Here is an 11,736-nt window from a genome sequence, read left to right on the forward strand (position 1 = left end):
CGGCAGGCCGTGACAGCATGCGCGCAAAGAATGCGGACGGGAAAAGATAGAAGCGATCATGGAAACGATCCTAACGCGGGTTGGCCGGTGCGGTCAATCTTCAGCGCACTTCAGGCAGCCAGGTGCGCTTGCGCTCGCCGCACGAAAAAAGCCCCGCAAGACTTTCATCTTGCGGGGCTTTGTCTTTTCAGCGGCCAGATTGGCCGACTAGCGCGACATCATGTGCATGCTGACGTTGTGCATGACCCACAACGTGCCGCCGATCACGATGACCGCGGTCAGCAGCGTGAAGGCAAACGCCATCACATTCCAGCGTTGCTCCGACGATGTATTCAGATGCAGGAAGAAAATCAGGTGCACGACGATCTGCACGAGCGCGAGGCCCGCGATCGCGAGCAACGCGTTCTCGCCCGTCAACGTGCCGGTCATGACAAGGCCGAAAGCGGCGACGGTCAGGACGACGGAGAGAATGAAGCCCGTCGTATAGCTGCCGATGCTGCCGTGACTTTCACCTGCGTGGGCGTTATGGCTATGGTCCATTTAGATCACGCTCGCGAGATAGACAAAGGTGAAGACGCCGATCCACACGACGTCCAGAAAGTGCCAGAAAAGGCTCAGGCACGTCAGGCGAATCATGTCGCGTTCGGTCAGGTCGCGGTGGCTCATCACCTGAATGGCGAGCACCACCATCCAGATCAGGCCGCACGTGACGTGCAGACCGTGCGTGCCGACCAGCGTGAAGAACGACGACAGGAACGCGCTACGGCTCGGGCCGGCGCCTTCGGCAATCAGGTGCGAGAACTCGCGCAGTTCCAGCACGAGAAACGCGAGACCGAGCAGGAAGGTCACGCCGAGCCAGAACAGCAGCACGCCCTTGCGCTTCTTGTGCGCGCCGAGCATCGCGAAGCCGTACGTGATGCTGCTCAGGAGCAGCATCGTCGTTTCGAGCGCGACGCCCGGAATCTCGAACAGATCCTTGCCGCTCGGACCACCGGCGAACTGGTGGCCCATCACCGCGAACACGGCGAACAGCGCCGCGAAGATGATGCAGTCGGTCATCAGATACAGCCAGAAACCGAATACCGATTGCGACGGTACGTGGTCCGCGTCGTGATGCGAGCCTACGTCAATAGTCTTGGTTGACATCAATCCACCTCCAACGCGACCTGCGCACCGGCGCCGGAGCGTTTCTCTTCAATCGCCGCGACCGTGGCGGCCGGGATGTAATAGCCTTCGTTCTTCTGGAAGCTGTAGACGATCACGGTGCCGACCGCGCCGACCAGGCCGACGATCGCGAGCCACCAGATGTGCCAGACAGCGGCGAAACCGAGCACCAGCGAGAACAGACCGGCGATCACACCCGCGGACGTATTCGACGGCATGTGAATGTCGCGATACACCGGCTGCGCTTGCGCACCCTTGCGTGACTTCATGTCGGTGAACGCGTCGAGTTTGTGCACCGTCGGGATGATCGCGAAGTTGTACACCGGCGGCGGCGAGCTCATCGCCCATTCCAGCGTGTGGCCGTCCCACGGATCGCCCGTGACATCGCGATTCTGCGGCAGATTGCGATCGCGGATGCTGACGACGATCTGCAACACCTGCAACGCGATACCGATAGCGATGAGCGCCGCACCGCCTGCAGCCAGAATCAGCCACGGGTGCCACAGCGGATTGTCATAGTGGTTGATACGGCGCGTCATGCCCATGAAGCCCAGCACGTACAGCGGCGTGAACGCCACCCAGAAACCGATCTGCCAGAACCAGAACGATGCCTTGCCCAGCTTTTCGTTCAGCTTGAAGCCGAACGCCTTCGGGAACCAGTAGTTGAAGCCGGCCAGATAACCGAACAGCACGCCACCGATGATCACGTTGTGGAAGTGAGCGATCAGGAACAGGCTGTTGTGCAGCACGAAGTCCGCGCCCGGGATCGCCATCATCACGCCGGTCATGCCGCCGATCGTGAACGTGATCATGAAGCCGATGGTCCACAGGATCGGCGGGGTGAACGTCAGACGGCCCTTGTAGATCGTGAACAGCCAGTTGAACACCTTCACGCCGGTCGGAATCGCAATCACCATCGTGGCGATGCCGAAGAACGCGTTGACGTCAGCGCCCGAACCCATCGTGAAGAAGTGATGCAGCCACACGAGGAACGACAGCACCATGATCGCGCAGGTCGCCCACACCATCGTCTTGTAGCCGAACAGCGGCTTCTTGGCGAAGGTCGCCACGACTTCCGAGAAGATACCGAACGCCGGCAGGATCAGGATGTACACCTCGGGGTGACCCCAAGCCCAGATCAGGTTCAGGTACATCATGGCGTTGCCGCCGCCGTCGTTCGTGAAGAAGTGCATGCCGAGGTAGCGGTCCAGACCCAGCAGCGCGAGCGTCACGGTCAGGATCGGGAACGACGCCATGATCAGCACGTTGGTGCAAAGCGCGGTCCACGTGAACACCGGCATCTTCATGAACGTCATGCCCGGCGCACGCATCTTCACGATGGTCGCGAAGAAGTTCACGCCTGTCAGCAAGGTGCCGATACCGGAGAGTTGCAGACTCCACAGGTAATAGTCGACCCCGACACCCGGACTGAATTGCAACTCGGAGAGCGGCGGATAGGCCAGCCAGCCGGTTTGCGCGAATTCACCGATCACCAGCGAGATGTTGATCAGGATCGCGCTGACCGCGGTCATCCAGAAGGAGAGCGAGTTGATGAACGGGAACGCGACGTCGCGTGCGCCAATTTGCAGCGGCACGATGATGTTCATCAGGCCGATCATGAACGCCATCGCCATGAAGAAAATCATGATGACGCCGTGCGCCGTGAACACCTGGTCGTAGTGATGCGGCGGCAGGTAGCCCGGGTTCGCATAAGCGATCGCCTGTTGCAGACGCATCATGATCGCGTCCGCGAAGCCGCGGAACAGCATGATCAGCGCAACGACGATGTACATCACGCCCAGCTTCTTATGGTCCACCGACGTGAGCCACTCGGTCCACAGATAGCGCCACTTGCCGAAATAGGTGATCAGACCCAGGACCGTCGCACCGCCGAGGGCGATCATCGCGGCCGTCACCATGATGATCGGCTCGTGGTATGGAATCGAGTCTAGTGAGAGTTTGCCGAACATGTGTTACCCCTTGCCCTTTGGCGCACAGTTGGCGTCCTGCATGTTGTCGAGGACGTTACCGTTGTTGTATCGGGCAATGATGTTGTGAAAGAGCTTCGGATCGACGCTCGAGAAGTAGCGCACCGGCTCTTTCTCGGTCGGCGCGGACACCGTGTGGTAACGGTCCATGCTGAGGTTGTCCGACGAAGCGCGCACTTTCGCAACCCACGCGTTGAACTCTTCAGGCGAGGTGGCGAGCGCGCGGAACTTCATGTCCGAGAAGCCCTTGCCGCTGAAATTCGCCGAGGCGCCCGCGTAGTTGCCGGCTTCATCCGCGATTAGATGCAGACGCGTTTGCATGCCCGCCATCGCATAGATCTGGCCGCCGAGTTGCGGGATGAAGAACGAGTTCATCACCGTGTCCGACGTGATCGTGAAGTTCACCGGCGTGCCGACCGGGAACGCGAGCTGGTTCACCGACGCAATGCCGAGGTCCGGATAGATGAACAGCCACTTCCAGTCGAGCGCGACGACTTCGACGTTGATCGGCTTGACCTGCGACTCGAGTGGCTTGTACGGATCGAGTTCGTGCGTGGTCTTCCACGTCAGCACGGCGAGGAACAGAATGATCAGCGTCGGAATCGTCCAGATGGCGATTTCGACGCCGGTCGAATGCACCCAGCCCGGACGGTAGTCGGCGTTCCTGTTCGACGCGCGGTAACGCCACGCGAACAGCAGCGTGAGCGCGATTACCGGAACGACCACGATCAGCATGGCCCAGGTGGACGTCGCAATCAGTTGACGTTCCGCCAGACCCACACTCCCCTTCGGATTCAGAATATCGAGGTTGCTGCAACCCGAGAGCAACAACACGAGGCTCGCGGAAACGAAACTCATCGACCCGCGCAGAGTCTTTCCTTTCATATCCATTGCCTCTTTTTTACGTCTTCAACGAACGTCATTCGACCGCTCTCCAATAGTAAGCGCTCGCATAATAGGGGGACGTTCGGCGGTAATAAACACTCGATTTAGCAACGATCTATTGCGTCGCAGCACCGTGCGACACGTTGCCGCATGGGTGCGCGCGGGTGAACGGTTGCAATGCTTTCTTGCCGAGTATCGAAATCCCGACGAAACGCAAAAACCCCTTTAAACAAGCGCGAAAGCGCGACATGGCCTGAATGGCCGCGCCGCGTGTCATGCGTGCAAAGAGACTTGATTCATAAAGAAAAAACGCGCTGACGAGGCAGCATCCGCGCGGCGAATGCTGCGACTGCGCAGTACTTCGTTCGATCAGCCCGGCGAGCGGCTCGCCGCGACTGCCGGTGCGGGCACTGCGGCTTGCAGATGCTCACCGCCATCGGCCGGCGCGCCGTCCGAAGGATGAGCCGAGCGCTCCGATTGAGCCAGCAGTGTGCCGACCGACGGATCGATCGCATCGGTGAACGGCTTCGGATTGATGCCGATGGCCAGCACCAGCAGCGCCATCGCGCCGAGCAGCACGAACTCGCGCTTGCCGAGGTCCTTGAGGTTCGCCACGCGCGCGTTGGCGATCGCCCCGAAGATCACGCGCTTGTACATCCACAGCGTGTAGGCCGCGCTCAGAATCAGCGTGGTGGCCGCCATCGCGCCGATCCAGAAATTGAAGCGGATCGCGCCCATCAGCACCATGAACTCGCCGACGAAACCCGAGGTGCCCGGCAGGCCGATGTTGGCCATGGAGAACAGCATCACGAAAGCGGCGAAGCGCGGCATGGTGTTGGCCACACCGCCGTACTCGGCGATCGACGCGGTCTTCGTGCGGTCGTAGAGCATGCCCGTGCACAGCAGCATCGCGCCCGACACCACGCCGTACGACAGCATCTGCACGATCGCGCCGGCCTGGCCGATGCGGTTGAAGACGAACAGGCCGAGAGTGACGAGGCCCATGTGCGCGACCGTCGAATACGCGAGCAGGCGGCGCATGTCGGTCTGCACGAGCGCGAGCAGGCTCGCGTAGATCACCGCGACCAGCGAGAGCGTGATCATCATCGGCGCGAAGAAGTGGCTGGCCTGCGGCGCGATCGGCAAGGCGAAACGCAGCAGACCGTAGCCGCCCAGCTTCAGCATGCCGATCATCACGGCGGCGCCCGTCGGACCGTCGAGGTGGACGTCCGGCAGCCACGTGTGCAGCGGCCACATGGGCACCTTCACGCCGAAGGCGGCGAGGAAACCGAGGAAGATCAGGACCTGCGGCCACGTGCCGAGGTGCGTCTCACGCCACAACGCGAGGTCGAAGCTATGCGTCTGGCTGTACAGATACAGCATCGACATCAGCATCATCAGCGAACCGAGGAACGACACGAAAAAGAACTTCACCGCCGCGTACGAGCGGTTCGACTGGCCCCACGTGCCGATCAACAGATAGAGCGGAATCAGCGTGGCTTCGAACGAGATGAAGAACAGCATGCCGTCGAGCGATGTGAACACGCCCTGCATGAAACCCGACAGCATCAGAAACGCGCCGAAGTACTGTGCGGTCCGCTCGGTGATCGACTCCCAGGAAGCGACCACGATGATGATCGTGGTGAGCGCGGTCAGCGCCACGAGCCACAGCGAAATCCCGTCCACGCCCACATGCCAGGCGATATCGAACGTGGGCGACCAGCGCGCGTTCTCGACGAACTGCATCGACGTGACGTCGTTGCGGAAATTCGACACCAGCGGAATCACTGGCAGGAAACCCGCAATCGCGCCGATCAGCGCGAGCCACCGGGTGCGACTACGTGCCGCGTCGGATCCGGCACGCAAGACCACCACGCCGGCGACAATAGGGATCCAGATTAAAAGGCTAAGAAGAGGCAATGGCATGTGCTCTATCGAAAACTTGAAGTACAAAACGCCGCTTCAATGCCTTCAAAATCGAAAGCATTGAAATGGATATGTAGGCTGGATTTCGCTGAAATTGACGTGAAGTCGGGGTTGTCCGCTACACGTTTACCCCAGTCGAATGACCAAGGGTGGGAGATTACCAAGATAAGAATACTTTTGCAGCGCAACAACGCTGCAAAGCCGCTGGCAATGCATTGTTGCGACGCTCGCTCTTGCGAAATGGATAAAAATGTGCAGATGCACAAACGGACCGACATGGTCTGCCTGTGGTGAATTTTGCGCGAAAAAGCGGGCAATTGCCGTTTAGTTAGAAACTGTTGCGTGGATGCGCAAGCGCGCATTTCGAACTGGAATAGAACATGCTGGCGTGTGGCGCAGTGGATGCGCGAATTTCGAACGTCGTGAGAAAATTTTGCTTACCTACGAGCAGAAAATTTTTTTGATCCTGCGCTCTAAATAATCCGGCGCGCGGCGGGGAAAAGTTCGGGCGCAAGTGACAGCGACTCATGCGTCGGCCGGGTCTTCGGCACGTGCGCCAAGCTTCTGCGTGCCTTACAGAAGCCGAATATACTTCGGCGATTCAAGGGCCGATGTTCGTGCATTGAGCGCGCCGCATTTTCGTCTGCGTTTCGCCCGTCCGGACGCCGCCCTCACCGGCCACACTTTTCGGAAACCGCATGCTTTGTGACGAAGGTGTCGTTCCCGCGCTCGAGTGCCGCCGGCTCAGCAAGACCTACGGCGCAGGCCGCATCGTGCTGGCGCAACTGGACTTCACACTCGGACCGGGTGAGTTCGTCGCGATCATGGGCGATTCCGGCGTTGGCAAATCGACGCTGCTCAATCTGGTGGCCGGCCTCGACAGCGCGGATAGCGGCGAGGTGATCATCGACGGCAGCGCCGTTTCGTGTCTGGACGACAATGCGGCGACGCGCCTGCGCCGGCAGAAACTCGGCTTTGTCTTCCAGGCGTTTCACGTGCTGCCGCATCTGACGCTCGCGCAGAATGTGGCGCTGCCTTTGCTGCTCAACGAACTGCCCACCGCCGCCGCGCTCGACATGCTCGCAGCGGTCGGGCTGGGCGGACGCGGCGACGATTTTCCGCGCCAACTCTCGGGCGGTGAACTGCAGCGTGTCGCGATTGCGCGAGCGCTCGTGCATCGCCCGAAACTGCTTCTCGCCGACGAACCCACGGGGAACCTCGATCCCGATACCGCGCACGAGGTGCTCGGTCTGTTCCGCGCGCAAAGCAAGGCAACCGGCGCGGCCACGATCATGGTGACGCACTCGGAAGCCGCCGCGGCCGTTGCCGACCGCATTCTGATTCTGAGCGACGGCGGCCTGCATGCCGCGCCCGGCGCAGCCGTGACTTTCGGCTCCCGTACCCGCGCGCCTTCCGCCGATGATGTCCGTTGATTCTCGTCCTCTGTCGCGCTTGCGAGGACACCGCGTTCTGGCGCGCTGGCTGCTCGGCGCCGAATGGCGCAGTCATCGCGGACGCGCCCTGGTTGCAATCGCAACGATCGCGCTGGGCGTTGCGCTCGGTTACGCCGTGCAGTTGATCAACAGCGCCGCCTTCAATGAATTCTCCGCGGCGGCCCGCAGTCTGTCAGGCGAGGCCGATCTCCAGGTGCGCGGCGCGCAACCGTTAGTCGACGAAGCCATCTATCCGCTGCTCGCCAACGAGCCCGGTGTCGCGCTGGCCAGCCCCGTGCTCGCACTCGATGTCACCGTGCCTGACCGGAGCGCGGCACTTCCGGTACTCGGCATCGACGTGTTCAAGGCAAGCCGTATTGCGCCCGACCTGGTCGGCGTGCCGTCGCCGGATAAGCCGTTCGATACGCTCGCGTCAGACACCGTGTTTCTCTCGACGGCGGCCCAGCAATGGCTCAATGTGAAAGTCGGCGACGAGGTGGCGCTGCGCAGCGGCACCTCGATCGTGCATTTGCGCGTGGCCGGCGGCATCGTGAGAACACGGCCGGGTCAGCGGCTTGCGGTCATGGATATCGCCGCCGCGCAGTGGAAGTTCGGCAAGCCGGGCAAGCTGTCGCGCGTCGACGTGCAGCTCGAACGCGGTGTCGACCGGGAACGCTTCAGGCGCGATCTGCAAGCGCGGCTCGGCAGCGAGTGGGTCATTGCCGAAACGCGGGACGCCGAAAGCCGCACCGATCGTCTCTCGCGGGCGTATCGGATCAATATGAATGTGCTCGCGCTGGTGGCGCTGTTCACCGGCGCGTTTCTGGTGTTTTCGACCCAGGCGCTGAGCGTCGTGCGACGCCGCGCGCAATTCGCCATGCTGCGTGTTCTCGGGCTGACGCGTGTTCAATTGTTGCGCCAGATCCTGATGGAGGGCGCGTTGCTGGGCCTGCTCGGCTCGCTCGCCGGACTCGCGCTCGGCTACGCGATGGCGAGCGGCGCACTGCATTTTTTCGGCAGCGATCTGGGCGGCGGCTACTTTCCCGGCGTGCAACCGCAAGTCGGCTTCGAACCGCTAGCGACCGCGTTGTTTCTGATGCTCGGGCTGGCCGTATCGGTATTGGGCAGTCTCGCCCCCGCACTGGAAGCGGCGCGTGCGCGGCCCGCCACCGCGCTCAAGGCAGGTGCCGAAGAAGGCGCGTTGGCGCGGCTCGCCACACCGTGGCCCGCCTTGCTCTGTCTGCTGGCCGCCGCCGTGCTCACGCAGTTGCCGCCATTGTTTGACGCGCCGATTGGCGGCTATCTGGCCGTCGCATTGCTGCTCGTCGGCGGGATTGCGCTGATGCCGCGCGTGACCGCGCTCATCTTCGGCGCGGCGAGCCGTGCTTTCGCCGCGCGAAGCCGCGCCGGTGCGGCCGGCACGCTGGCGCTGGCGCGGCTGGCGAACGCGCCGGGGCACGCGTCGATCGCCATGGGCGGCGTGCTGTCGAGCTTTGCGCTGATCGTCGCGATGGCCATCATGGTCGCCAGCTTCCGGGTTTCCGTCGAAGACTGGCTGGTTCATCTGCTTTCCGCCGATCTCTATGTCCGCGTGGCGCCGAACGGCGACACAGGCGGTTTGCGGTTGGACGAACAGAGCCGGCTCGCGGTCGTGCCAGGCATCAGAACTGCCGCATTTGCCCGCACTTCGCATCTGACGCTCGACCCTGCGCGGCCTGACATCGCTGTGCTCGCGCGCGAGATCGACGCAGCCGACCCGGGTGCGAATCTGCAGATGACTGGAGCCGTGCTGTCGCCTGCTGAGCTTCTCGCAGGCGAAACACCTGTTTGGGTATCCGAAGCAATGGTCGATCTGTACGGATACAAATTGGGTCAGCGTGTTCGATTGCCGCTTGGAGAACGCGGTCACGTGTTCGTGGTGGCCGGCGTATGGCGCGATTACGTGCGGCAAACCGGCGCCATTCAGATACGGCTCGCCGATTACCGGCGCTTGACCCGCGACACGAGCGCAACCGATGTGGCCGTCACCGTTAAACCGGGGACGAGCGTCGAGCAGGTTGTCGCGGGGCTGCGCGCACTGCCCTTCGGGACATCGCTGGATTTGTCGCTACCGGGTGAAATCCGCGCGCGCACGCTGGTGATTTTCGATCGCAGTTTTGCGGTCACCTATCTACTCGAAGCCGTCGCCATCGTGATCGGCTTGTTCGGCGTGGCGGCGACGTTCTCCGCGCAGACGCTCGCGCGCTCGCGCGAGTTCGGCATGCTGCGGCACGTCGGCGTCACGCGCTCGCAGGTGTTCGCGATCCTCGCGCTCGAAGGCGGCATGCTCACCGCGTGCGGCATTGCGATGGGCTTCGTGCTCGGGTTCGCGATCAGTCTGATTCTGGTGTTCGTCGTTAATCCGCAGTCGTTTCATTGGAGTATGTCGTTGCACGTGCCATGGATGGCGCTCGCCACCGTCGCGCTGGTAATGCTCGCTTCGTCGTGTTCGACGGCGGTGATCGCGGGACGCGGCGCCGTGTCGGTGGATGCGGTGCGCGCCGTGAAGGAGGATTGGTGATGCGGGGTTTGTCGCGCGAGTTTGGACGATGGGTTATGCGGGCGGTGGCGGCGCGCCTTGAACTCGCCGGCGACGAAAGTTGGCTCGTCTTGTGGCGGCGTGAGCCGCGGACGGCGGTCGTGGTTTTGGGTGGAAACACGCCGAACGAGACGTTGATCGCGCGCGAGCTGTCATGGATGGGAGCGCGCATCGACCTGGCCGCTTGCGGCGGGTATGGGGCCGCTCTACAACAACGTGAGTTGCGGATCGCAGGCGCGGTTTCGAGCGAGACTGTGCCCAGCTATGCGTCGATCGCACGCGAGTTGTCATGGATGAGATCGCGCTTCGACCTGGCCTCTGGCATCGGGTATTGCGCCGCTCTGCAACGACGTGCACCGCGGATCACGGGTGCGCTTCTGAGCGGGACTGTGCCCGGCTATGCGTGGATCGCATGCAAGGTGTCATGGATGAAATCGCCCCTCGAACTTGCCGGGGACGAATTTTGCGTCGCGCTGCAACGACGTGCGCCGCGGATCACGGGCGTGGCTTCGTGCGGGACGATGCCGGACTACACGTCGATTGCGCGCGATGTTTCACGCGAGCCGCTGGTTAAGTCGGCTCATGTGGCCAATCGGCGCATAGGTCTGCGTGTTTGCGGCTTGCTGTCTATCTGGATGCTGACTGTGTCGACCGCATTCGCGGCAGCACCCCAATTTGCGGAAGTCACGCCCGATCACGCTATCGCCCTGCCGCAGGACAGCGGCGCGCACGCAGCTTTTCGCACCGAGTGGTGGTACGCGACGGGTTGGCTCACTACGCCGGATAATCAGCCGCTCGGTTTTCAAATCACATTCTTCCGCTCGGCAACCGGCCACGATGCCGCCGACCCAAGCGCTTTCGCGCCATCGCAATTGATCATTGCCCATGCCGCGTTAAGCGATCCTGCGCTCGGCCACCTTACGCACGATCAGCGCATTGGCCGTCAGGGCTTTGGCCTCGCCTATGCGAAGTCGGCCAACACCGACGTCAAACTCGACGCATGGAAAATGATCCGGGCACCTGACGGTCACTACGACGTCACTGTCGACGCGAGCGGCTTCTCGCTGCATCTCAAGTTGACGCCGACGCAGGCCCCTTTGATCCAGGGCGAACACGGCTATTCAAGCAAAGGTCCGCGGCCTGAGCAGGCGAGTTATTACTACAGCGAGCCGCAATTGCGCGTGACTGGCGGCGTGGTTCGACCGGTCGCTGCAGGCGGTCCGTCGCATGGCGAGATTGCCGTAACGGGGATAGCGTGGCTCGATCACGAATGGTCGAGCACGTTGCTCGACGCCAATGCGGTAGGCTGGGATTGGCTCGGCGCCAATCTCACCGACGGCTCTGCCCTGATGGCGTTCAAGGTACGACGTCGCGATGGACACGCCGTGTGGGCGCATGCGGCATTTCGCAAACCCGACGGCGAAGTAACGACATTCGGTCCCGATCAGGTCGACTTTACGCCGCTTCGCACATGGCGCTCGCCGCGGACGAACACGTCCTATCCTGTCTCGATGACAGTCAAAACCGGTACCTTGACGTGGAAACTTGATCCGCTGATGGACGATCAAGAGCTTGATTCGCGGCAATCGACGGGCGCGGTGTACTGGGAAGGCGCGGTGCGGGTGAGCCGCGAAGGTGTGGATGTCGGACGGGCCTATCTGGAACTGACGGGCTATGCTGATGCGCTGCGGATGGGCAGGGAGTGAGGGTGGTTTTCACGCCTGTTTTTCCGGCCGCGTAAACGCAGAAACCCCACCTTTGT

At 62.1% G+C, this 11,736-nt stretch carries 8 protein-coding genes; 3 read left to right on the top strand and 5 right to left on the bottom strand.

The window, feature by feature from the left end; genetic code table 11:
* Window positions 1-207: 207 nt before the first annotated feature.
* The 5 genes from cyoD to PQR42_RS33810 all read right to left on the bottom strand — a co-directional run bounded on the left by cyoD (window position 208) and on the right by PQR42_RS33810 (window position 5,963).
* Complete coding sequence (cyoD, locus tag PQR42_RS33790) at window positions 208-540, bottom strand: cytochrome o ubiquinol oxidase subunit IV (RefSeq protein ID WP_012426887.1); 333 nt, start codon at window positions 538-540, stop codon at window positions 208-210.
* Window positions 541-1,146 carry a cytochrome o ubiquinol oxidase subunit III gene (gene cyoC, locus PQR42_RS33795; protein WP_408218347.1) on the bottom strand — a complete coding sequence of 202 codons (606 nt, stop codon included), beginning with the start codon at window positions 1,144-1,146 and terminating at the stop codon, window positions 541-543.
* Window positions 1,146-3,134, bottom strand: a complete 1,989-nt coding sequence (cyoB, locus tag PQR42_RS33800) for a cytochrome o ubiquinol oxidase subunit I (protein WP_408389303.1) — start codon at window positions 3,132-3,134, stop codon at window positions 1,146-1,148. The genes cyoC and cyoB overlap by 1 nt, the downstream gene beginning before the upstream one ends.
* Before the next feature lie 3 nt (window positions 3,135-3,137).
* Window positions 3,138-4,037 (bottom strand): ubiquinol oxidase subunit II, encoded by a 900-nt coding sequence (cyoA, locus tag PQR42_RS33805; RefSeq protein ID WP_408389301.1) that lies wholly within the window; start codon window positions 4,035-4,037, stop codon window positions 3,138-3,140.
* A gap of 369 nt (window positions 4,038-4,406) precedes the next feature.
* Window positions 4,407-5,963, bottom strand: coding sequence for an NADH-quinone oxidoreductase subunit M (locus PQR42_RS33810; RefSeq protein ID WP_408389299.1), 1,557 nt, complete (start codon window positions 5,961-5,963; stop codon window positions 4,407-4,409).
* 698 nt (window positions 5,964-6,661) lie between these two features.
* On the opposite strand from PQR42_RS33810, the gene PQR42_RS33815 reads away from it, so the two are divergent.
* The 3 genes from PQR42_RS33815 (at window position 6,662) to PQR42_RS33825 (ending at window position 11,680) form a co-directional block, all read left to right on the top strand.
* Complete coding sequence (locus PQR42_RS33815; RefSeq protein WP_408389297.1) at window positions 6,662-7,396, top strand: ABC transporter ATP-binding protein; 735 nt, start codon at window positions 6,662-6,664, stop codon at window positions 7,394-7,396.
* Window positions 7,386-9,956 (top strand): FtsX-like permease family protein, encoded by a 2,571-nt coding sequence (locus PQR42_RS33820; protein WP_408389450.1) that lies wholly within the window; start codon window positions 7,386-7,388, stop codon window positions 9,954-9,956. The genes PQR42_RS33815 and PQR42_RS33820 overlap by 11 nt, the downstream gene beginning before the upstream one ends.
* A gap of 653 nt (window positions 9,957-10,609) precedes the next feature.
* Window positions 10,610-11,680 carry a lipocalin-like domain-containing protein gene (locus PQR42_RS33825; RefSeq protein WP_408389448.1) on the top strand — a complete coding sequence of 357 codons (1,071 nt, stop codon included), beginning with the start codon at window positions 10,610-10,612 and terminating at the stop codon, window positions 11,678-11,680.
* The last annotated feature ends 56 nt before the right edge of the window (window positions 11,681-11,736 follow it).

Origin of the sequence: Paraburkholderia sediminicola (assembly GCF_046027355.1) — a bacterium.
In the GTDB taxonomy this organism is placed as follows: domain Bacteria; phylum Pseudomonadota; class Gammaproteobacteria; order Burkholderiales; family Burkholderiaceae; genus Paraburkholderia; species Paraburkholderia sediminicola_B.

What these genes read in the sequence shown, in the direction of transcription:
- cyoD (WP_012426887.1), bottom strand. Translation starts at nt 540, where the DNA reads ATGGACCATAGCCATAACGCCCACGCAGGTGAAAGTCACGGCAGCATC.
- cyoC (WP_408218347.1), bottom strand. Translation starts at nt 1,146, where the DNA reads ATGTCAACCAAGACTATTGACGTAGGCTCGCATCACGACGCGGACCAC.
- cyoB (WP_408389303.1), bottom strand. Translation starts at nt 3,134, where the DNA reads ATGTTCGGCAAACTCTCACTAGACTCGATTCCATACCACGAGCCGATC.
- cyoA (WP_408389301.1), bottom strand. Translation starts at nt 4,037, where the DNA reads ATGAAAGGAAAGACTCTGCGCGGGTCGATGAGTTTCGTTTCCGCGAGC.
- PQR42_RS33810 (WP_408389299.1), bottom strand. Translation starts at nt 5,963, where the DNA reads ATGCCATTGCCTCTTCTTAGCCTTTTAATCTGGATCCCTATTGTCGCC.
- PQR42_RS33815 (WP_408389297.1), top strand. Translation starts at nt 6,662, where the DNA reads ATGCTTTGTGACGAAGGTGTCGTTCCCGCGCTCGAGTGCCGCCGGCTC.
- PQR42_RS33820 (WP_408389450.1), top strand. Translation starts at nt 7,386, where the DNA reads ATGTCCGTTGATTCTCGTCCTCTGTCGCGCTTGCGAGGACACCGCGTT.
- PQR42_RS33825 (WP_408389448.1), top strand. Translation starts at nt 10,610, where the DNA reads ATGCTGACTGTGTCGACCGCATTCGCGGCAGCACCCCAATTTGCGGAA.